Below are 21,706 nucleotides of genomic sequence, written 5' to 3' on the forward strand. Positions count from 1 at the left end.
TTTAGATTGCAAACAACAACATAATAGCAACAAGCAATAGGGAGATGGTTTCATATTTTTTGCTATAATAGCATGAATTTGTTTCATAGTAACAAATTGAGAATATACCTTATGGAGGTAACACTATGGCTGACACAATCAATACAACTGAAACAACCCATGAAACAAAGAAGCCAAACGCTTTTGTAAATTTTTTCAAAAACAATTTGACTGATAAGCGTTATGATGCATTAGGTCTCATTGGAGCGGGGGTTTTATGTTGTGTTTTGAGCGGTGCTATGGGGATTGTTGGGATAATCTTTGTCGCAATAGGAATCTTTTTGTCTTTTTCTAATATCAACTTAGTGAAATTAGTTGAAAAATTGTCCAAAAAACAACCTAAAGCGGCAACAACTGTCAATAACGAAACCCAAAAATCTCAAGCAACAAGCGTTACTAACGGACCAACTGAAGCTAAAGAGACTAAAGATTGAGGCAAAACAACGATTTTGACTGAAGAAAGAATGAGAGAAAATTTCAAAAATTTAGGTGTTCTAGTGGTTTATTACTCACTGCATGACCCACACAAGCGACCTATAAATTCTTTTTCTCTAAAGACTTCTAATATCATAGGATTCTCTATTTTTATCTGCGAACACGCACAAAAAGAAATCATGCAAAAAGTGGCTTCAAGACACACTGACGATTCAAATAAGTTCAACATCAAACCCAAAGAAAAGATTGATGAGAATGTCATTAACGCATTAGAGACAAGTTTGAAATCTAAAGGGGTCGTTTCAGAAACGCTAGAAAGTATCAAAGAAGCTAAAAACAATAAAGAGTATGAGAATTTGTCCAATAGGGGGTTTTTAAGGGCTAAATTGGATCAAGGGGTATGGATCAACTTTCAGGAGTCTCTAGGCTACAACTTGAGTACCCTACAAAAAAAGGCAATCTCTCTGTTAAAAATCAGCCCCAATCAGATATTAGAATTAGTCCAAAAACTATACATGAAAGGGCATATAAGCTATCCTACTGAATATTTGTTTGAAGAGACTTTCAAAAAAAACTTATATAAGATTTACAAAGACTCAGAAAATGATTGCTTCAACAAGAATGTGGCTGATGAAGAAAAAGTTCTTTTAGAGTTTCCTAGCAGAAAATTCACTCCCAATGAGCTTTTTACAGCTGCATTACTTACCTTAAATGCAATGGAATTTTGTCTCTATATCAATTCTGAAAAAAAAGGAAACTAATGTTTAGAAAACTAGCAACCGCTGTATCGCTCATAGGCTTACTAACCTCTAACACTCTTTATGCTAAAGAAATAAGTGAAGCCGATAAGGTCATTAAGGCCACTAAAGAAACTAAAGAGACCAAGAAAGAAGCTAAACGCCTCAAAAAAGAAGCTAAACAGCGCCAACAGATCCCTGATCATAAGAAACCTCAATATGCCTCTGTTGATGACACAAAAACTCAAGCGCTGTTTGATATATACGACACCTTGAATGTGAATGACAAAAGCTTTGGGGATTGGTTTGGTAATAGCACTTTGAAAGACAAAACCTATCTCTACGCTATGGATCTATTGGATTACAACAACTATTTATCCATAGAAAACCCCATTATCAAAACAAGAGCGATGGGGACTTATGCGGATCTCATTATCATCACAGGTTCGTTAGAACAGGTCAATGGGTATTACAACATTCTAAAAGCGCTCAACAAACGAAACGCTAAGTTTGTGTTAAAAATCAATGAGAACATGCCTTATGCCCAAGCGACTTTTTTACGAGTGCCAAAAAGAAGCGATCCTAATGCCCACACGCTTGATAAGGGAGCGGCAATTGATGAGAATAAGCTTTTTGAACAACAAAAACGCGCGTATTTCAACTACGCCAACGATGTGATCTGCAGACCCAATGATGAAGTGTGTTCGCCCCTAAGAGATGAAATGGTAGCTATGCCCACTAACGATAGCGTTACTCAAAAACCCAATATCATTGCTCCTTATAGCCTGTATAGACTAAAAGAGACAAATAACGCCAATGAAGCCCAACCATCACCTTATGCCACTCAAACCGCTCCTGAAAACAGCAAAGAGAAGCTCATAGAAGAGCTAATCGCCAACTCCCAACTCATAGCCAATGAAGAAGAGAGGGAAAAGAAACTCTTAGCAGAAAAAGAAAAACAAGAGGCTGAATTGGCTAAATACAAGCTCAAAGACTTAGAAAATCAAAAGAAACTAAAAGCTTTAGAAGCAGAGTTAAAAAAGAAAAACGCTAAGAAACCTAGAGTAGTGGAAGTGCCTGTTTCTCCTCAAACAAGTAATTCTGATGAAACAATGAGAGTTGTCAAAGAAAAAGAGAACTATAATGGGTTATTAGTGGATAAGGAGACCACGATCAAAAGAAGCTATGAGGGGACTTTGATCAGTGAAAATTCTTACAGCAAAAAAACGCCTCTCAACCCTAATGACTTGAGGAACTTAGAAGAAGAAATCAAAAGCTACTACATCAAGTCTAACGGCTTGTGTTACGCTAATGGCATTAGCCTCTATGCAAAAATCAAAAACGACCCCTATAAAGAGGGAATGCTGTGTGGTTATGAGAGTGTTCAAAATCTGCTCTCACCTCTAAAGGACAAGCTCAAATACGACAAGCAGAAGTTACAAAAAGCGTTACTGAAAGATTCAAAGTAAGTTAAAGTTTTGTTTGAGAAATGGATTGGTCTGACTTTGCTTCTTAATTCCTTAGCCTATCCATGCCAAAAGGTAACCATTAGTTTCAAGCAGTATGAAAATCTTATCCATATCCATCAAAAAGGTTGCGACAATGAAGTGGTGTGCAGAACGCTCATTTCTATCGCTTTGTTAGAAAGCTCTCTAGGGTTGAACAACAAGCGCGAAATTTCCACAAAAGACACTTCTTATTCCATGTTTCATATCACTTTAAACACCGCTAAAAAATTCTATCCTACCTACTCTAAAACGCTCCTCAAAACCAAATTGTTAAACGATGTGGATTTTGCGATTCAATTAGCCAAACAAATTTTAAAAGAGAATTTTGATTATTACAAACAAAAACACCCCAACAAAAGCGTGTATCAATTAGTGGAAATGGCAATAGGCGCTTATAATGGGGGAATGAAACACAACCCTAATGGCACTTATGTGAAGAAGTTTCGCTGCATTTATTCTCAAGTGCGTTACAACGAGTAGAGCATACTAACTATTTTTGAATCTTTGTAATTTTTACAAGCAATCTTGGTGATACACTTCTCCTATCTTATGAATTTATAATAATATCATTTACATCATTATCTTTTAATTTTTCTAAAATATATTTTGCTTCTTTTTATTAAGATATTTTGTCTTTTTATTTTTTGGAATAGGCTTTTTGCCTTCCTTATAAGAACATATAGCGTAAGAATTCTTCCAATTCATGCCATTTTCTCTGGGCATAGGTGCTGTAAAAATGGATTGATGAATTTTAATCTAGCGCATGCAGCAATCCAATAAAAGCGATGGCTAGCAAATCAAAGAACACACAAGCTTTTGATGAGTGAAAATTTCACTAAAGATATAGGAAAACTCAAACGCTTCATGCAAGACAAAGATTATTTTTTTAGCAAAGAAGCGTTTGATCTGATTTTGAAAGATTTCCAGAACGAAATCAATGATTAGAAATTAAAATCACAGTTCGCTTGAACCCACAGGCACTAAAGATTTATCATAACTCAATTCGCCTTTGGTTTTGGCGGCTTGCAAGTCATCGTAAAAAGTTGCTTGATTAGGCACTTTCCCCAATTTGTATTTCTTGCTCAAGCTTGGACTCACCTTAATGAGCTCATCGGTGAAGAAAGGATCATCATAGTAAAGCGCCTTGTGGCATTTGATGGGTTTGAGCGTATTTTCTAAAATGATAAGCTCATCACCCATAGTCATCAATTCATCAGGGGTCATCAAAAACCGCTCCTTGTTGCTGATAGAAGTGTTGGTCTTACCCGTATTATCATCAATGCTCCTACTCACATCTTGCCTTGTGTATTTCCCTAACACTTTAGAAAGCTTTTCAAAATGTTCATAGTAGTTATCGTTGTTGATTCCATAATACATATTCAAAGAAAGGTTGTCTAAAATAGTCTTAGCGCCATTCCTACCATAACCAAGTGGGGGATCATTTTCTAATTGCGCCTTACTTTGAAACACAAAAGCGGGGCGCATGTTGTATTCTGCCATGATCCCTACCGCTTTAACAAAGGTCTCTAAATAGCCACAGAGCGTGAATTCATCCATAAGCATTAAGCAACTTCTTTTGCATTGTGGATCATGGATTGGCAGAATAAGGTTGCTATAAATCATCACGTTAAAAAACAGCTCTAGTATCGGCCCAACAATAGTGCTTTCTTTAGGATTAGCGATCACGCCAATACTCACTTCATCAATCCTTAAACGCCTGAAATCAAAATCATTAGCGCTCGTGAAATTTCTGATCATAGCGTTATTATAAGGAGCAAAGGCTGAAGTATATACCCCTTGAACAGAGCTATAAGTTTCTCTAGCGCCACCCATTGTCTTAAAGTTATTCCACATGTTTCTAGTGGCAGGACTAAGCGCTCTTAGATTATCGCCACTCTTATCTTCTTCACCTCCAAAAAATTCCATTAAAGACACGACTTTTTCCATGTTTGTGTCTTCATCAATCAGGTTGATCCCACTTGCCATAGAGCCTATGAAAAACATCGTAGGGGTTTCAGGCATGATGATTTTTTTTCTTTTGACAAACTCAAGCCCCTTTTTAGTCCACATGAGATCCCTGTAAATATTGCAATTGATGACAAAGAGGTTTCGCGCTTGATTGCTAAAAAAAGGATCTTTTTCATTAGGTCTTTCAGGGAACACTAACTTAGCCAATCCAAAGATTTGAGTGGAAAAATCCCCTCCACTAGCCACCATGCCATGCCCTTTTAAGCGTGTGTCAATTTGAGAGAGTATGTCTTCAGTCAAAACCACATCATTACCAAAATCCACATAAGCGAAAGGATTAAATCGGTGTGTTTTTAAGGAGAAAGGTTCATAGATGAACACTTTTTGGTTGAAGCGTTTTTCTCTGATTTTCCCGCAAGTTTCCATAGTGTCAGCCTTAGGGTCAAACACAACGATATTTTGAGGATAATTGATCATATTGGGCATGATGAAACCCACACCTTTACCGCTTCTAGTAGGAGCAATCAAGCCAATGAACGCCTGTCCTGCGTAAGCGATAAAATCCCCCAAGCCACGCCTGCCTACAATAACCTCTCGTTTGTCAAAGGCGCGTTTTTTATTGTTGGGTGTGATAAGCTTGGCTTTGATCATTTTTTCTTCAGTTTCCCAACTCGCGCTACCAAAGAGATCATCAACTTTTTTATTCGCTCCTATGTCTCTAGTCCGAGTTAAGTATTTTAAGAACCACACAAAAAAGGTAATGAATATATAAGAGCATAAAATAGAACTATATACGACTAAGGATATATTGAACCCATAAATCTTGAGCGAGCTAAAAGTGAGTGCCTTAAAATAGTATGCAGGAAAATCTTGTATCGCATAGACCCATATATCAAAAAGATCATCATCACTTTCAGGCGATCGATTATCATCATAAAAATTACCTAAGAGAATCAAGAAAAATAACCCTGATGTGATAAAAGAATAGGATAGTAAGAGTATAGCTTGCAACCAAAAGCCAAAGGTTTTAACCCTTTCTTTCAGCCCATCTATAATGATTTCTTTAAAGCTTTTTTTCTTTTGAGGCTGATTAGCTTTATCTTTAAAAGCCTTTTTTTGAGCTTTTATGAATTTGTAAAGAAAAAATAACGCTATTAACCCTATGAAACTAAAAATAACAACCAACTTATAATCCTCTATGAAATATAAGGTGTTATACAAAAAGTCTTCCATTGTGCCTACTACCTGTGTTTGATATAAAATTCATCACACTGTTTGTGGTGGTTGATATGGACAATCATATCAATCAAATCTTTAAAGCCCTCAATGAGACTTTCAAACTTGATATTCCTTGCTGCACTATTAGATGAACTCATGTTGGCTAAACGAATAAACGCTTCTTCACTGCTCCCTGCATGCAGAGTGGTTAGCGTGCCTTTATGACCGCTACAAAGCACATTATAAAAATCGTATGCCTCACTGCTTCTGAGTTCCCCTAAAATGATTCTATCAGGCCGCATTCTCAAACATGACTTTAAGCAATCAGCAGAGGTGATATTCCCACCAAAAAAGAGCTGCGTGTAGTTCTTGTGGTGTTTGAATACGATCTCTTCGGTGTCTTCAATGGATATGATCCTTTCTTCTTTGGGGATAAACTCCATGATGCTTTTGATATAAGTCGTTTTACCGCTTCCTGTGCCACCACAAACAATCACATTTTTACCAATAGCAATACCATCTTTAATCGCACTGATCGCTTGTTCTTTGTTATCTAGTAGATTATAAAAACCCTGCTCTTCAAAGAAGCTATGAGGATAGGTTGTTTTGCTAGGTATCCTTATGGATATGGAAATGGTTTCATCATTAACTGTAACAGGGGAAAGGACAATCTGCACCCTTTCACCATTCGCTAAATTGCTGCTCAAAATAGGATTTTCATAGTTGTCTATTGTTTTTTTCTTGAAGCTTGCACAACACCGAGCAAAATGCATTAAACGAGATAAGCTAAAGGCTTTCTTGTTTCTCACATCAAACGGTTGCCATTCGCCATTATTTTTTAAAACCCATACAACCTTGTCCCCATTGTAACAAATCTCAGTGATATTTTCCATTTTTAAAAAATCACCAAAAAGTTCTTCAGTAGCATGCCTTAGAGGATTTAATGCCGCTTCTTTTAAAGCTCTTTCTACTTCTAGAAATTTTTTATCTTCTGCACTCAATCTGTCTTCAGTCATGTTCTTATTCCAAATTTAATTTTAATTGGGTTATCAATTTAGCCCTTTCTAAAGAAGTGAGATAAGTCTTATTTTTGCTCAAAATAATATATTTAGTCCCTATATCTTGGACAATCTCATTGAGCTTTTTCCCAAAATCATCTATCCCTAGAATCTGAAACGCCACGCCCATCATATTGCCATCTATGAATGGCGGTAAATACTCTCTTGGCAGATAAGAAGCCACTAGGTCTGAAATTCTTGCCACTTCATCACACATGAAATTATTGAAGTTGTCAGAAATTTCTGCAACAAACTCTCCAAGCGTTAGTTCATTTTTGATCGTGCTTTCTGCAAAAGTCTTTTCTTGTTTGCAACGATTGTAACTGGCTAACACAAGGTTGTTCAAATAGTTGTAATAAGCATCAAAACTAATAAAATTCTTTTGCATATTGATTCTTAATTCTTGAACTCTTCTCAAAAAATCTTGCGGATCGTTGCTATCTTTTAAAGAAGTGGCGTAATTTTGAATAAACTTATCCCTTACTTCATTTGCATTTCCCATAAGAGAGCTGTTGCTGTCTAAGATCTTTTGTCTTTCTGCTTCATTGAAACCGAGTTCCATTGCTGTTTCCTTTCATTGTTTTTGCTTGGTTTTTTCCGCCACTACATCCTTTAGAAGAGCCTGTTGTTGGTCTTGTCTTTTATTTTGTAAAGAACCGAGTTTAGTAACATGAATATATTTTATCCTTTCTCTTGAATTAATTGCCACCTTTGGGGCTTGTGGTGATTTCTTCATGTTCTCTAGACAAAGTTTTGGTGCTTTGTTTGATGATTTCATCTACCACAGATTTGTTGGTAATTTTAACATCATACACGCCACTAAAATCAATATCGTCCATTGTGAGAATCTTAATACTATCGCCCTCGTTTTTGTAAAAACTTGGGGGGATATTCATCAGTTGCCCTAGAATTTGATTAGACATCTGAGCTGAACTTTGCATACTGCCATTGATAGCTTGACCCAAAGCGTAATTAAACTCAGGTGTCCTTTCACTTCTGCCTTTGCCAAGGCCTATGAGTTTATCTAGGGCTATGATAGGCGCGGTTTGCAAGAAACTATTAACCACGCTTGCTATCACAGCAAAGCCTATGCGCTTCATGAAGTGATTATTCACATAGCCATCTACCCCTGCTTCACCCAACATGCCTGCTGCTTGAGCGTTTGCTAGAGGTATTATCACCCCATCAGGCGTAATGGCTTTAGTAAAGACTATCATTAAGCGTGTCATAATAGGCGTGCCACCTTTCACGCTTTGATAATTCCCATACACCTTAGTGCCTTTGTCTAATAAGATCATAGTGCCGTTCATGTTCCATACATCTTTGGCTACAACCCCACTCACTATACCCGTGAGAGTAGCATCTACTTTAGAAGTCAGAGTGATTTCAATGGGAGTGTATTGTGCTAAAACAAATGTGGGATCACTCTTGCCTATAAAGGCTTGTTTGACAGGGCTTGTTTCATCTTGTTTTTCTGCTTTATTTTTGTCATCAATGGGATTACCATTTTCATCTACAAATTCCCCACTCTTTTCTTTTTTGTTCTTAAGAGCGATTTCACTGATATTCTTGGCAGTTTCTGCGACATCTTTGTCTATCTTATTGCTTTCTGCTTTAGCTTTTGCTGTGGATTTTTCACTTTTTTCTTTATCGTCATCTTTTTTATTACCACCTAAAGCCTTAGCCAATTTAGCTTCTAAATTCTTATCCTTAATGGTTTTTTCTGTTTCGTATTGCTTGGTAATATCAGGCTCTATGGAAGCATAAATAGGATTATCGCTAGCTATTTTGTCCGCATCAACATTAGTGGCGTTAATAGTGGCAATATCGCCGCCATTTTTGAAATCCATTGGTAACAATGGATAACCTTTAGCCGCCATGTTATCAAAGGTTTTGCGGCTTCTTAGATCGCTATAAATCCGATCCACTTCATCAGCTTGTCGTTTGATTCCTAGAATTAGTGCCCTTTCACTATCGCTCAAGCCTTCTAAACATTGCTCTATGGCCTCTTGATCAGTAGGGTCATCTAAGTTATCCAAGCACTCGCTTGCTTGATGCAACCTTTCTGTTTTACTCAATTGATTTTGTTTGTTTTGTGTCCTTTTATTTTGGATTTCTTGGATCAAATCGCTATAAAGGTTTTGGCATTTCCTTTTTTCTTCATCGGTTTTAGCCATAGCCAAACAATCCGCAACAGCCTTTTCTCTAGCTTCTTGCAGGTATTTGAGCTTCTCTTCATCGCTCAAACCATCCAAACACTTCATGATAGCCGTTCTGTCGTTAGGATCGGCGTTTTTCAAGCAATCTTTGATCGCTTTATCTTTTTGTTGGAGTTCTTTCGCTAAGAACTTTCTCGCTTCAGGGGTGAGTAATTTTTCGCATTCCTGTTTCTCTTTTTCATTCCTAGCTCTTGAAACGCAGTCCAAATAAGCCTTAACGCTCTCTTTGGCTAAAACCTTTTTCTGCAAGTCTTTAGGGAGATCTTTGACACACCTTTTTTTATCAGCTTCGGTTTTAGCGTTTTTCAAACAATCTAGCGCTTGTTGCTCTAAAAGTTTTTTCGCTTCAGGCGTGAGTAATTTTTCGCATTCTTTTTTCTCAGCTTCGGTTTTGGCTTGAGATACGCAATCCAAATAAGCCTTAACGCTTTTTTTAGCTTCTTCTAAAAGTTTTCTCGCTTCAGGCGTGAGTAATTTCTCACACTCTTTTCTTTCAGCTTCGTTTTTGGCCTTTGATACGCAATCCAAATAAACCCTAACGCTCTCTTTGGCTAAAACCTTTTTCTGTAAGTCTTTAGGGAGATCTTTCAAACATTCTTTCCGTTCTTCATCGGTTTTAGCGTTTTTCAAACAATCTAGCGCTTGATTCTCTAATAGTTTTTTCGCTTCAGGGGTGAGTAATTTCTCACATTCTTGTTTTTCAGCTTCAGTTTTGGCTTGAGATACGCAATCCAAATAAGCCTTAACGCTTTTTTTAGCTTCTTCTAACTTTTTTTTCGCTTCAGGGGTGAGCAATTTCTCACATTCTTTTTTCTCAGCTTCGTTTTTGGCTTGAGATACGCAATCCAAATAAGCCTTAACGCTCTTTTTGGCTTCTTCTTCTAAAAGTTTTTTCGCTTCAGGTGTGAGCAATTTTTCGCATTCTTGTTTCTCTTTTTCATTCCTGGCTCTTGATACGCAGTCTTTATAAGCTTTCAGGCTCTCTTTAGCTAAAATATCGCTTTGTAAGTCTTTAGGGAGATCTTTCAAAACACTTTTTTCGTTCTTCATCGGTTTTAGCGTTTTTCAGACAATCTAGAACCTGTTGTTCTAACTTTTTTTTCGCTTCAGGAGTGAGTAATTTCTCGCATTCTTGTTTCTCTTTTTCATTCCTAGCTCTTGAAACGCAGTCTTTGTAAGCCTTGACGCTCATATCAGCTAGTAGTTCTTTTTGCAAGTCTTGGGGAATATTTTTCAAGCACTCGTTTCGTTCTTCATCGGTTTTAGCGTTTTTCAGACAATCTAGCGCTTGTTGTTTCAATCTTTCTATAGCTTCTTTAGACAAGCCTTTCAAGCATTCGTTTTTCTCAGCTTCTGTTTTGGCGTTTTTGATACAATCCTTATACTCTTGAAGCTCTTTTTGAAGCTCTAATTCCTTACGGAATTTCTCTCTAATCTCAGGGTCATTTATGAGTTTTAGGCACTCTTTCCGTTCTTCATCGGTTTTAGCGTTTTTCAAACAATCTAGAGCCACTTGAACTTTTTGTTGGTTCAGTAAGCTTTTTTTCAGGTTTTCATCTTTGATTAAATCTAAACACTTGATCCTTTCTTCTTCAGTTTTGGCATTTTTGATGCAGTCATTATAAGCCTCTAGAGTTTTTTTCATTTGATCTTGAAGTTTTTTGTCTTTGATAAGCTTCAAACATTCTTCATAGTTGCCACCATTACTAATACACTCATAAAAGGCTCTCAATGGGTTTTTGTCCTCAATTTCTGCAATATTCAAATAGTTGTATAAGGTTCTATTGGGATCGTCATTGAAGAAAAGATTCTTATCGATCATATTGCCTTTTTCATTCCGTTCTTTCAGCAATCGGTTATACTCTTGCCTTATTTGGATTTCATCATTGACATAAAGATTCCTGTCTTTGCTAAAACGAGAGCTTTTATCTTCCAAAGGTATAAAGTAGTGAAAAATGCTTCTAGAAAATAAAATAATCACGATAAGAACAGCGACTACAATGCCACCAATAATATATTTCTTTTTGCTTCCTTTGATAATCTCTTGATCGTTAGAGTCGTTAGTTATTTCTTCTGACTTGTATCCATCAAAATTGGTTTGAGTTTCTGTGGGGTTGTCAAGATAATGATCTGAGCTTTCTTTGGATTCTTTTAAAAGATCTTCAAAATGATTGAACTCTGTTGCTTCTTCATTGGATAAATCTTGGGGTGAATCTTGTTGGGCTTTTTTAGAAGTTTCATCATCAATCAAGCCCGTTTGAGTTTCTTCTTGATACTCATTATTTTCTTGATCGTCTTCTTCGTTCAGTTCTTGGGTTTCTTCATCTAAATTCTTTTGCTGAGTGAAAGGTCTTTTATTATCAACTAATTTTCTGGCTTTCTTGAATAACTTGTCTGCCAGACTGCCATTGCTAGATTCTGAAGTTTCATTACCTCCAGAATCCATTTGAGTTTGGGTTTCTTCTAGCTTGTCTTCATCAAAATGGGTTTTAGTTTCTGTGGGGTTGTCAAGATGATTGTCTGAGCCTTCTTCTTTTAAAAGATCTTCAAAATGATTGACTTCTGTCGCTTCTTCATTAGATAGATCTTGGGGTGAATGTTGTTGGGTTTTTTTAGAAGTTTCAAGTTTATCGTTTTCTTCATTCATGTCTTAACGCCTTTTTATTTATCTCTGACAAGAGGGAGCTTTTTAATCACACGCTCCAATTCACCATAATTTTTGATATTGTAATTTTTTGTCAATGGATTTTTCCCATAGCCTTTATTGATTACTGTTACAAGGGCTTTGTCTTTAATGAGCTTAAACTTTTCTGCAATTTCATTAACTCTATACCATCTCAATCCTGAATTGGTCATGTTAGGATCAATGGCAGCATCAGTCATGCTCAATTTCCCATCAGGTTGAACCACAAAAATAGCAGGTTGGAGAGTGATGTTTTTGAAACCAAAATAAGTGAATGTGCCATCATCAAAAATTTCAGAGGGCATAATATGTTTAGAGCGTTTTTCAGGCGCTTGGTAGTAATTGTAGTTTCTAGGCACAGGGTTTCTTTTTAATGCATTATGCACATATTGAGTCTCTAGCGCCTTTGCTTGATCTAAGATAATTTTTTGTTTTTCTTCTCTTATTTTTTCTTTGTTGATAATCTGTTCATTGCTCGCCATCATTACTCTATTGATGTAGGCTGTGGTGTTGAGATTTTCTTGCTTGATCAATTCTCTCTGCCTCTTTGCTTCTTCTCTCTTTTTTAATTCCTCTTCAATAACGCTAGAAACTTCGTGTCTTTGTGGGTATTCCAATTTGACCGTTAGATACGCTGAAGCAAAATTGTCTTTTTGAGCTATCCTCAAAATAAATTGATACAAGGCTTTATTAGTCCGCACAACAAGATTAGTCCTCCAAGCGCTATCGCTAGGAGATAATTCTATGGAATTATCCTCGGGGCTTTTTTGAGATTTATCTGTCTTAATACTAATTTTATCCTTGGCTCTTTGCTTGATTGTCTCTTCAGCTTGTTTCTTGTTGAGTTCTTCAATTTGTTTGAGCGCGTTAGCTTGAGCCTGCTCTTGCATGTCCTCTAGTCGTTCCATTTGGTCTAATTCATTTTCTCGTTGTTGCTTGATCAATTCGCTAAGATTTTTGTTATTGCTCAAATTTTGTGGGTTACTCATAGCGTTAGTGAGATTTTCTAAATTGGCTCTATTTTTTGCACGCTCTTCTTTTCTTTTTTCTCTTTTATCTTTTTGTGCCTTTTGCGCCTGTTCTTTAGCTTCTTTTTCTTTTTCTAGAGCTTTTTTTTGTTCTTCTAATTCTTTAGGGTCAGGCGCATCTACGATAAGTTTTTTTGTTTTTAAAAATTCTTGGTAATCTCTTGTCATTAGGGCAAAATTCACTGCTTCTTTTTCAAACATGAGATTACTTTTTACCGATTTAGGTTGAATGAATATATGATTAGAATTAGGCACAATACTCCAACCTTTATTGAAACCTGTTGTGATGTAAGAAATAGTTTCATCTTTTTCAAGTTGAATCACAGTAACATTGTCTAATGAAGTCCAAATCGTGATAGGTTTTTCATCTCCCAAATAAGCAATCTTCTTATTCACCACTTTCACCCTGCCACGATTAAAATTTTTAATGTCAAGTGCTGCTGCTTCTATTACGCTAGATAAAAATAAATAACCAAGACAGAAACAGCCAACAATTTTTTTAAAAAATGCCTGCTCCATCAACAATTCCCCTTAAAAAATATTTGTAATTTTAACACAAGAATATAGCGGCTAGCCTTTAAACATAGATCCACCAACTCTTCCTATCATTAAGGCATCTCTTTCTCTATCCATCCTGCTACCATCCATAGAAACAGAGCTGAAAATGGTATTAACGATCGCATTGACACTCTCAATAATCGTCTCTATGAAACCCTTTAAAATAAATAAAGTGATAAGACTCGCAATAGTTGAATCGATACCTAGTCCCCCTTGATTGATGTTCTGTATAGCAACAGAGGGCGTTATGGTCAAATTGAAAGCCAATAATGCCAAAACACCAAAGAGCAAAATAGGAATAGCTAGAACTAGGATAAACAAATTATTAATAAACCATATCAATATGTTTTTCATAGAATCTTTGAACCAATCTAGCACGATCAAACATACCGCAATAGGGAACACAATACCGCTAAAAGCCCCAGCTATCAAAGGTTTCACAACCACAGTGCTTATTCTCATAATGATAGTTACTTGCATGAAAATGGCGAATAAAGAAATACCTGCCACTTGCAAGCCTTGTAACAAACTAGGAGCGTTGTTGCCAACATTAGAAAAAACAGCTCTTACCGCAGGTAAAATTGAATTAACAGTGTAATTCAGCACTAAATCTAAAGCCCAAAAAAGAACTTGATTCAGCCCAAAAGCGCCTGCTAAACCAAAATAAATAGAATAAGAGATTTTATAAAGATAACCAAAACCTGCATAGGCGATAAAAGAGACCATCGCCATTTTGAATAATGTCCCCCCAACAAATCGCATGTATTCAAAACCTATGTTAATCTGAATGTTACTTGAAATATCTCTCAATTTCATAAAAGAAATAAAAACAAAAATCCCAAAAACAATATAAATCAGGTAAGAAACAAAATCAAGATATGACCCTTGCCCTATGATAATATCAGGCAGATTGACTACACCATATGCAGGAAGAACAGCAGCGTCCGCTCCTTTGACAACAGATTCTAATGCGGCAAAAGCAAGCATGGCTGTAGTGTTGTTTTGCAGTTTATTTGCAGTGAATTCTTTACCAATCAGCCAAATTAAACCATCAGCTGTAATATTCGTAGAAGCTTGAGCGGTTATTGAGCCAATTATTTGTAAAAGAATATTGCCTTTCACATTGTCTTCAACACCGCCTTTGGTAAAATTCTGAATCTTGTTGCTCAAATTGTCTAGCACGCTATCCATGGATACGTCTATGTTTTTATTTATCAATGCGTTCCAACCAAAATTACAGCCACTTGATGGCGTTAGAGCAAAACCTTGTATAGCTGTAGCAACACTTGCCCACGCCGATCCCCATAAAGGACCTAAAGTGTTCAAATATTTCACCAGATTGCTAGCGGCTAAACTTGTGGCTAATGGTGTGCTAAGCGCTTCGATCACACCCTGCCCTGAACTCTTTCCACTCCCTGATGCACCAATAGATGTATAGCCTGTCAAAATATCTGCAAAACTTTTGTTGGTTAAAACATAACTCGGTATCAGCATGCAATAAACTGTTTGGTAAATTTTGAGATTTGAAACAATGGGCAAATCAATAGCTTTCAACCAATTAGGAACAATGAGGAAAAAACTCATGATCGTTGTTAAAAAAGTCCTTTTGATATTGAACATGCTCTTATTTCTCTAATGTCTTATTTTTCGCTTCCACTTCTTTAATCTTTCTCAAAATTTCGCTTACTGTCTGTTCGTTTTGTAAATCCGTGATTTGAATGTCAAACACTTTGAAGCCAAAAGGATTGATGATAAGATTTTCTTGAGAAGAGTTACCTCTAGCAAAATCATAATAAATAGTTACTTGTTTTTTAGTAATATATTCATAATTTTCCATCGTATCAGGTGTGATTTTGATGGTAATGAAAAATGTTAATCTCGTTAAGGGACTATTTTTGACTTTTTCTCTTTGTATGTTAGAGCTAATGATAGCTTCTGCTCGGACTTTATCCACGAATTGTCTGATATTTTCATTGAACATTCTCATTGCTTGGGTTTGAAAACTCACATCGCAATATTGCATTAGTTGATCCTTGCGATCCCTCAAAGAATTTTTACTATAACCAAACAGCAATGAGACAAATTTTGAAGTTGCGCTATCCACAACAGCTTCAGAATTGACAATTTGCCTAGCATCGGAGCGTTTGACAATTTTAAATTCTCCTGTGTATCGATCAATGCCATAAACAAATATATCCGTTTTCTTCAAAGGCATCATCATCACAATACTCGTTACAGCGGCGACATTGAGTGCCATAGAGAGATAAAAAGCCCTTTTGAAAGTCCTATTGGCCTTATTGAGTTTTGCCAATCTATCAAGGGCTATCACACCCCCAACCAAATTTTCATCAACCAAGACTTCCTCGTTTTTTTTCCCTAACATGCGACAGCTTTATTGTTTAGTTATTGGTTTGTTGGTTGTAAAATTTGAGAGATTGTTTCATTAAAAACTCCTTAAAATAATCCTAATTATAGCAAAATTTCTGTAAAAATATATATTTGAAAAACCTTTAACAAAAACCTTTTTGGATAAGGCATTGAACAAAGATTCCTTGATAATCAATGTAAGCAGCGAATTGCTTCAAACAAAAAGCAAGATAAAACACGATGCAACTCAAAAAGTAAGAGCGATGAGTAAGCAGTCGTAATCAGTAATGAAATTTTAGAAGCGCCTAATTCAAAGAGATAAGACAATCGCAACTCATAGAGAGAATGGTATAATATCAAAATAAGTTCTCAATTTAATTCTTGAAAGGAGCTTCATGAACGATACAACAGAACATCATGGAACCAATCCGCTGAACGCCCCACCACCTAGCAACTCACAGAGCAATGATCTCTTAAATTTGCTAGACTCATTATATCCTAAAGGGAGTCTAGGGGAGCAAAGATTTCACGAAGCTTTAAAGAATCAAGAAGAGTTGAAAAATATCCTAATAGAAATAGAAAAGCTACCGCAAGAAAAAAGGTATGAACTTCTGATGCAGATAGGACAAGCCAAACAAAGAATAATGGAAGCATATGCTCATTCATTCTTAGGATATATAGGGGGACTAGAGCATCTGTTAGGATTATGTATGGGTGGGATATTTGTTTTGTTTGCAATCTATTTTGTATTTTTAAGAACTAGCAAAAACATGGAGCTAGTGGAAAGTCTAAAAACAAAACTAAAACTTCAGTATTTTTACTATGCCTTTGGTGTGGGTGCGGTTTTGTTTTTTGGATTAGAAACAATTAGATCTATTTATGAACTATATATCTTAGGAATTGGTAGCATTAACGACAAGGTGCTCTTTGTTTTGAAAAACATTTGCTTCATAGGTATGGGCTATTTGATTTATAAAGTTATTAAGGTTATTGGTATAAAAAATTTTATCAATGGTCTTTTCACTTCAAAGAAACAAGGCGGTACAGAATGAAACTAATGAAACGAGAGCAATAAGGAGAAACAATAATGAAACTGAGAGCAAGTGTTTTAATCGGTACGACAATTCTGTGCTTAACTTTAAGTGCATGCAGTAACTATGCGAAAAAAGTGGTGAAACAAAAGAACCATGTTTATACGCCTGTGTATAATGAACTGATAGAAAAGTATAGTGAGATCCCCTTAAATGACAAGCTCAAAGACACACCATTCATGGTGCAAGTGAAGTTGCCAAATTACAAGGACTATTTGTTGGATAATAAACAAGTTGTACTAACTTTCAAACTTGTTCATCATTCTAAAAAGATTACGCTCATAGGCGATGCTAATAAGATCCTTCAATACAAGAATTACTTCCAAGCTAACGGAGCAAGATCTGACATTGATTTTTATTTGCAGCCTACTTTGAATCAAAAGGGTGTGGTGATGATAGCGAGTAACTACAATGATAATCCTAACAGCAAAGAAAAACCACAGACCTTTGATGTGTTGCAAGGGAGTCAGCCAATGCTAGGAGCTAACACAAAAAACTTGCATGGCTATGATGTGAGTGGAGCAAACAACAAGCAAGTGATCAATGAAGTGGCAAGAGAAAAAGCTCAGCTGGAAAAAATCAATCAGTATTACAAAACTCTCTTGCAAGACAAGGAACAAGAATATACCACTAGGAAAAATAACCAACGAGAAATTTTAGAAACCTTGAGTAATCGTGCAGGTTATCAAATGAGGCAGAATGTGATTAGTTCTGAGATTTTTAAGAATGGCAACTTGAACATGCAAGCCAAAGAGGAAGAAGTTAGGGAGAAGCTACAAGAAGAAAGAGAGAATGAATACTTACGCAATCAAATCAGAAGTTTGCTCAGTGGTAAGTGATTGAAAGAAAAGGAGAGTAGATTTTTCTAAGGGTAGAGAGAAACGCCAACGGGCGTTAGCTTTACTTGATAAGTAAGGCGATCAATTAGGTAATCTTTTTAAAGCACTCATCATTTTTTAATTCTGTCTCTGCCCAAGACAAATATTTTTCAAACTGAATTTTGTTAGTTACACCGAGATTTTTTGTTCGTTTTCCATATCAAGCGTTTTGCACTCCTTTTTCTTCCATGTATTTTTCAAGATCAAATTTCATCAGCAAATCCCTAACATAGTCGTTATATTGTTCAATGGTTTTTAGATTAGCATAGAAATTCACTTCTTCATCTGTCATCACAAACAATTTCAATAGTGGGAGCTTAGTATCATACAATTCTATTTGCGAGTCCATTTCTCTAATACTCATCTTGAACATGATGGGCTTACTGAAGAAAGGCAGAAATATTCCAAGAATTGATCGATCAAATTTAGAGAATAAGAAATTAGGATTCTCTGCAATCGCATGCAACAGCTCCATAGTCTCACTCTCAAGCAATCGATAAACCTTTTTAAACTTATCAACACCAATGCTTTTGATAACAGCGCGATAATCTTTCATGTAATTTCTTAGAACCTTATCTAACGCTCCCTTGTTTGTATGCATCTGTTTGAAAAAATCATGCATGGTTTTTATTTGATCTATGATTTTCTTTTTTTCATCAGTGTTTAAAAGTTCGTTCTCCTGCAAACTCTCAATAAGTTTTTCTTTCTTATCTTTTGAGTTGGCAATCATTAAGAAGAGTTTTCGCATGTTATTACTCATATCGCTCTTGATCCCTTCAATGGATTTGGTTTCTCTTTAGATTGTTCAGATCGTAAAAGTTTATATTGAAATTATACAATATCTGTTGCGTGAAAATTTCAGAGCGGTCATAATTCAAAGAGCAAAAAACTATTTTTTTAACCATAAAATATTGTTTCAATCACTCTTATATCTATTTTTCAAAACCTACAAAAAACGCTTTCATAAATAGCCCTAAAAACCGATTTAAAAAGTTTTAATATTATAATTATTTTTAAAAAGCAAGATCAGTTGTAAAAATGCGTTACAACTAAAATAAAGAGTTAAGATAACTCATTTTCAAAAAGGAGTCTTAAGTAATAAAATCATAATGTTCAGCTAGTAATCTATTGCCTTGTTGATCAAACAAAGCTTTGCGTGAAAGATGAAAAAATTTCACCTTTAGATAGTTAATACACCACTAGAGTCTTACTTGAGAGACACTCATTTTATTAGTGGTTTTGTTTGATTTGCTGCTACCAAAACCATTACCAACCAAAGCAGATCCCATGTTTTTGATACTATCGAATCCATTCTTCAGCACTTCTGCCATAAAATTCTTGATATTGTCCACAGGCAAGTTAAATTTTTTCCCTAATGCTTCATTAAGTCCCATCATTAACATCAGAAAGAACAAAAAATTTAATATCATAGAAAACAAATCACTGGATAAACCTGTAAAAAGATTTGTTCCGCCACCCAACAAAGAAGCTAAAATTTTTCCCATGATCAGTCCTTTTATTTTTGGTTGTGTAAGTTCTTGCTTGTTCGGATCTCTAATGCGTGTTTTAGTAGGAAGCATTTCACAATAGCATACCTAAAGCTACTAAGAAAATTCTTGAATCTAAGATTACTCATGAGATCAAGCGATAAGTAGCCACCAATCGCAAACAAATCAAATATTTTGCCACCAAACAAGCCATATCCTTTTTGTTTTTATCTCCTAATTATAGCAAATTTTTATCAATATTAATTTGGAAAACCACCACCATATCAAAAACAAATTACTAACACACTAGATGCAGAATTATTTTTAAAAAACGCTCACTTAAATTTAAAATCATGGGGTTTTAGGATTTGAATACCAAAAATAGATTGGTTTTTTCAAATAAGCTAGCTTTGTGTATGCGCTTAAAAAGATTTTAGTTTTTAGTCAGTAAGGTTTTATGCTAATGTTTGGAAATAAAGAAATTTCTCTAAATCAAGTCTTGAGAAATTTTTGAACGAATCATAAGAACCAATTTTGCCATTGAGTCATAAGTATGATTAGCTTCATTGTGAAATTTGCGTGGCTTAAGAGATAGTATTTGCTTATTATGCTGAGAGAAACGAGTAACAAAAGATAAGTAGTGTAATAAAAAAAGCTAGGTTTTATTATAAGAGCAAACAAGAATAATATTGGATAAACTAAAATCACCCCTGCCCCATAAGAAAAAAGCGCTATTAAAAAACCTATAACGATAGAGCTGATATTGAACAGCCTATAATAAAGGCTGTACTTATCTAAATGTTTGTTGAAAGAATGTTTGAATTGTAAAAAGTTTTGTTTTAATTTGCTAATCGGTCGTTTCATTTTGGTTTTGAAAGAACTAGTTCAAGGCGGTGAACCTATAAAGGAGCATAGGAAATAATAAGTATTTTACAAAACCACCTTAATCTAGCTCAAAATCCCAAAGAATACTCTACTATGCTGATACTAACATGTGATATAACACAAACCAACGATTTGTTTATTTAATGTCAAACAAAGAATAGAAAACACCTATCAAGGAATAAAGGAGTTTCTATCCAAAAAACACAAGTCCATTGTATAAAAATAACCTTAAGAGAAACTTAAAAAATACCAACAAGTCGCATATGAGCAAGCAAAACATAACACTATAAGACCTAGATTTTACTTACCTTTTGGACATGGAAAAATTTTAATCTATAGTTTTGTGGAAATTGTGGTAGAATATATTGATATTTTTTGAAAATTTAAGGTTACAAAAACTATAAGATGCTTGCAAAAATCGTTTTTAGCTCGTTGGTTGCGTTTGGAGTTTTGTCGGCTAATGTGGAGCAGTTTGGTTCATTTTTCAACGAGATAAAAAAAGAACAAGAAGAAGTGGCTGCAAAAGAAGACGCTCTTAAGGCTCGCAAGAAGCTCTTAAACAATACGCATGATTTCTTAGAAGACTTGGTTTTTAGAAAACAAAAAATCAAAGAGCTTGTGGATTACAGAGCTAAAGTCCTTTTAGATTTAGAAAACAAATACAAAAAAGAAAAAGAGGCTCTAGAGAAAGAGACAAGAGGTAAAATCCTTACTGCTAAGTCAAAGGCTTATGGTGATCTAGAGCAAGCCTTAAAAGATAACCCTCTTTATAAGAAACTTCTTCCTAACCCTTATGCCTATGTTTTAAACCAAGAAACATTCACCAAAGAAGATAAGGAGCGTTTGAGTTATTACTACCCCCAGGTGAAAACGAGCAGTATTTTTAAAAAAACTACCGCTACCACTAAAGATAAGGCTCAGGCTTTGCTTCAAATGGGTGTGTTTTCTTTAGATGAAGAGCAAAACAAAAAAGCGAGCCGATTAGCTCTATCTTACAAGCAAGCGATTGAAGAATATTCCAATAATATTTCTAATTTATTGAGCAGAAAAGAATTGGATAATATAGATTATTACTTGCAGCTTGAAAGAAACAAGTTTGACTCCAAAGCAAAAGATATTGCCCAAAAAGCTACCAACACGCTTATTTTTAACTCGGAACGCTTGGCGTTTAGCATGGCGATTGATAAGATTAATGAGAAATACTTAAAGGGCTATGAGGCTTTTTCTAACTTGTTGAAAAATGTCAAAGATGATGTGGAATTGAATACTCTGACTAAAAACTTCACCAACCAAAAATTGAGTTTCGCTCAAAAACAAAAATTGTGTTTGTTGGTTTTAGACAGCTTCAATTTTGATACCCAATCCAAAAAATCTATATTAAAAAAGACTAATGAATACAATATCTTCGTAGATAGCGATCCTATGATGAGCGACAAAACAACTATGCAAAAAGAACACTACAAGATATTTAATTTCTTCAAAACAGTGGTTTCTGCATACCGAAACAATGTTGCCAAGAATAACCCCTTTGAATAGGAAAGGAGACA

At 35.4% G+C, this 21,706-nt stretch carries 18 protein-coding genes and 1 pseudogene; 8 read left to right on the forward strand and 11 right to left on the reverse strand.

Annotation, left to right across the window (positions count from 1 at the left end; genetic code table 11):
- The first annotated feature begins 125 nt into the window (after positions 1-125).
- The 5 genes from cag1 to HPB14_RS08545 all read left to right on the forward strand — a co-directional run bounded on the left by cag1 (position 126) and on the right by HPB14_RS08545 (position 3,664).
- Positions 126-473, forward strand: coding sequence for a cag pathogenicity island protein Cag1 (cag1, locus tag HPB14_RS04015; protein WP_000785764.1), 348 nt, complete (start codon positions 126-128; stop codon positions 471-473).
- A gap of 30 nt (positions 474-503) precedes the next feature.
- The gene (locus HPB14_RS04020; protein WP_229018034.1) at positions 504-1,235 is read left to right on the forward strand and encodes a DNA topoisomerase; all 732 of its coding nucleotides are present in this window, start codon (positions 504-506) and stop codon (positions 1,233-1,235) included.
- A complete protein-coding gene (gene cag3 / locus HPB14_RS04025; protein ID WP_000488764.1) occupies positions 1,235-2,680 on the forward strand; it encodes a type IV secretion system outer membrane cap subunit Cag3 in 1,446 nt (481 codons plus the stop codon). Before HPB14_RS04020 ends, cag3 begins: the two co-directional genes overlap by 1 nt.
- A gap of 9 nt (positions 2,681-2,689) precedes the next feature.
- Entirely contained in the window at positions 2,690-3,199 is a 510-nt protein-coding gene (gene cag4 / locus HPB14_RS04030) for a VirB1 family T4SS lytic transglycosylase Cag4 (protein WP_014658482.1), read from the forward strand.
- A 339-nt stretch (positions 3,200-3,538) separates the two neighbouring features.
- Positions 3,539-3,664, forward strand: coding sequence for a hypothetical protein (locus HPB14_RS08545; protein WP_001293461.1), 126 nt, complete (start codon positions 3,539-3,541; stop codon positions 3,662-3,664).
- A gap of 9 nt (positions 3,665-3,673) precedes the next feature.
- Here HPB14_RS08545 and cag5 read toward each other — a convergent pair whose 3' ends face one another.
- From cag5 to cagV, 7 genes and pseudogenes are all read right to left on the reverse strand, one after another.
- On the reverse strand, positions 3,674-5,920 hold the full coding sequence (gene cag5, locus HPB14_RS04035; protein ID WP_000389330.1) for a VirD4 family type IV secretion system ATPase Cag5: 2,247 nt from the start codon (positions 5,918-5,920) through the stop codon (positions 3,674-3,676).
- An 8-nt stretch (positions 5,921-5,928) separates the two neighbouring features.
- Positions 5,929-6,921, reverse strand: a complete 993-nt coding sequence (gene virB11, locus HPB14_RS04040) for a cag pathogenicity island type IV secretion system ATPase VirB11 (RefSeq protein ID WP_000133865.1) — start codon at positions 6,919-6,921, stop codon at positions 5,929-5,931.
- A gap of 4 nt (positions 6,922-6,925) precedes the next feature.
- Positions 6,926-7,525, reverse strand: a complete 600-nt coding sequence (gene cagZ, locus HPB14_RS04045) for a cag pathogenicity island translocation protein CagZ (RefSeq protein WP_000418811.1) — start codon at positions 7,523-7,525, stop codon at positions 6,926-6,928.
- A 136-nt stretch (positions 7,526-7,661) separates the two neighbouring features.
- A pseudogene (locus HPB14_RS04050) lies at positions 7,662-11,829 on the reverse strand (TraB/TrbI/VirB10 family type IV secretion system protein).
- A 14-nt stretch (positions 11,830-11,843) separates the two neighbouring features.
- A complete protein-coding gene (gene cagX / locus HPB14_RS04055) occupies positions 11,844-13,412 on the reverse strand; it encodes a type IV secretion system apparatus protein CagX (RefSeq protein ID WP_000433965.1) in 1,569 nt (522 codons plus the stop codon).
- A gap of 51 nt (positions 13,413-13,463) precedes the next feature.
- Positions 13,464-15,071 carry a cag pathogenicity island VirB6 family T4SS protein CagW gene (gene cagW, locus HPB14_RS04060; protein WP_014658483.1) on the reverse strand — a complete coding sequence of 536 codons (1,608 nt, stop codon included), beginning with the start codon at positions 15,069-15,071 and terminating at the stop codon, positions 13,464-13,466.
- A gap of 4 nt (positions 15,072-15,075) precedes the next feature.
- Positions 15,076-15,834 carry a cag pathogenicity island type IV secretion system protein CagV gene (cagV, locus tag HPB14_RS04065; protein WP_000900801.1) on the reverse strand — a complete coding sequence of 253 codons (759 nt, stop codon included), beginning with the start codon at positions 15,832-15,834 and terminating at the stop codon, positions 15,076-15,078.
- Positions 15,835-16,213: 379 nt separating this feature from the next.
- Here cagV and cagU point away from each other — a divergent pair, with 379 nt between their 5' ends.
- Both cagU and cagT read left to right on the forward strand, forming a co-directional pair.
- Complete coding sequence (cagU, locus tag HPB14_RS04070; RefSeq protein ID WP_001000474.1) at positions 16,214-16,870, forward strand: cag pathogenicity island translocation protein CagU; 657 nt, start codon at positions 16,214-16,216, stop codon at positions 16,868-16,870.
- Positions 16,871-16,905: 35 nt separating this feature from the next.
- Positions 16,906-17,748: a type IV secretion system apparatus protein CagT gene (cagT, locus tag HPB14_RS04075; RefSeq protein ID WP_000776481.1), complete on the forward strand. Its 843-nt coding sequence runs from the start codon at positions 16,906-16,908 to the stop codon at positions 17,746-17,748.
- A 199-nt stretch (positions 17,749-17,947) separates the two neighbouring features.
- On the opposite strand, the gene cagS is transcribed toward cagT, so the two are convergent.
- From cagS to cagP, 4 genes are all read right to left on the reverse strand, one after another.
- Positions 17,948-18,547, reverse strand: coding sequence for a cag pathogenicity island protein CagS (gene cagS, locus HPB14_RS04080; RefSeq protein ID WP_000069539.1), 600 nt, complete (start codon positions 18,545-18,547; stop codon positions 17,948-17,950).
- A gap of 439 nt (positions 18,548-18,986) precedes the next feature.
- Complete coding sequence (gene cagQ / locus HPB14_RS04085; protein ID WP_080011977.1) at positions 18,987-19,367, reverse strand: cag pathogenicity island type IV secretion system protein CagQ; 381 nt, start codon at positions 19,365-19,367, stop codon at positions 18,987-18,989.
- Positions 19,304-19,483 carry a hypothetical protein gene (locus tag HPB14_RS08410; RefSeq protein WP_000466851.1) on the reverse strand — a complete coding sequence of 60 codons (180 nt, stop codon included), beginning with the start codon at positions 19,481-19,483 and terminating at the stop codon, positions 19,304-19,306. The genes cagQ and HPB14_RS08410 overlap by 64 nt, the downstream gene beginning before the upstream one ends.
- Positions 19,484-19,793: 310 nt before the next feature.
- The gene (gene cagP / locus HPB14_RS04095; protein ID WP_001958601.1) at positions 19,794-20,138 is read right to left on the reverse strand and encodes a cag pathogenicity island protein CagP; all 345 of its coding nucleotides are present in this window, start codon (positions 20,136-20,138) and stop codon (positions 19,794-19,796) included.
- Positions 20,139-20,564: 426 nt separating this feature from the next.
- On the opposite strand from cagP, the gene cagM reads away from it, so the two are divergent.
- A complete protein-coding gene (cagM, locus tag HPB14_RS04100; protein WP_000879921.1) occupies positions 20,565-21,695 on the forward strand; it encodes a type IV secretion system apparatus protein CagM in 1,131 nt (376 codons plus the stop codon).
- Positions 21,696-21,706: the final 11 nt, after the last annotated feature.

This window comes from Helicobacter pylori HUP-B14 (assembly GCF_000259235.1).
Taxonomy (GTDB): Bacteria; Campylobacterota; Campylobacteria; order Campylobacterales; family Helicobacteraceae; genus Helicobacter; species Helicobacter pylori_CU.

Excerpts from the sequence above, each read along its gene's own strand:
- cagS (WP_000069539.1), bottom strand. The coding sequence starts at position 18,547 with ATGAGTAATAACATGCGAAAACTCTTCTTAATGATTGCCAACTCAAAA.
- cagV (WP_000900801.1), bottom strand. The coding sequence starts at position 15,834 with ATGTTAGGGAAAAAAAACGAGGAAGTCTTGGTTGATGAAAATTTGGTT.
- cagQ (WP_080011977.1), bottom strand. The coding sequence starts at position 19,367 with ATGCTTCCTACTAAAACACGCATTAGAGATCCGAACAAGCAAGAACTT.
- virB11 (WP_000133865.1), bottom strand. The coding sequence starts at position 6,921 with ATGACTGAAGACAGATTGAGTGCAGAAGATAAAAAATTTCTAGAAGTA.
- cagX (WP_000433965.1), bottom strand. The coding sequence starts at position 13,412 with ATGGAGCAGGCATTTTTTAAAAAAATTGTTGGCTGTTTCTGTCTTGGT.
- cagW (WP_014658483.1), bottom strand. The coding sequence starts at position 15,071 with ATGTTCAATATCAAAAGGACTTTTTTAACAACGATCATGAGTTTTTTC.
- cag1 (WP_000785764.1), top strand. The coding sequence starts at position 126 with ATGGCTGACACAATCAATACAACTGAAACAACCCATGAAACAAAGAAG.
- cagU (WP_001000474.1), top strand. The coding sequence starts at position 16,214 with ATGAACGATACAACAGAACATCATGGAACCAATCCGCTGAACGCCCCA.
- cagZ (WP_000418811.1), bottom strand. The coding sequence starts at position 7,525 with ATGGAACTCGGTTTCAATGAAGCAGAAAGACAAAAGATCTTAGACAGC.
- cag3 (WP_000488764.1), top strand. The coding sequence starts at position 1,235 with ATGTTTAGAAAACTAGCAACCGCTGTATCGCTCATAGGCTTACTAACC.
- cag5 (WP_000389330.1), bottom strand. The coding sequence starts at position 5,920 with ATGGAAGACTTTTTGTATAACACCTTATATTTCATAGAGGATTATAAG.
- cagP (WP_001958601.1), bottom strand. The coding sequence starts at position 20,138 with ATGAAACGACCGATTAGCAAATTAAAACAAAACTTTTTACAATTCAAA.
- cagT (WP_000776481.1), top strand. The coding sequence starts at position 16,906 with ATGAAACTGAGAGCAAGTGTTTTAATCGGTACGACAATTCTGTGCTTA.
- HPB14_RS04020 (WP_229018034.1), top strand. The coding sequence starts at position 504 with ATGAGAGAAAATTTCAAAAATTTAGGTGTTCTAGTGGTTTATTACTCA.
- cagM (WP_000879921.1), top strand. The coding sequence starts at position 20,565 with ATGCTTGCAAAAATCGTTTTTAGCTCGTTGGTTGCGTTTGGAGTTTTG.
- HPB14_RS08545 (WP_001293461.1), top strand. The coding sequence starts at position 3,539 with ATGAGTGAAAATTTCACTAAAGATATAGGAAAACTCAAACGCTTCATG.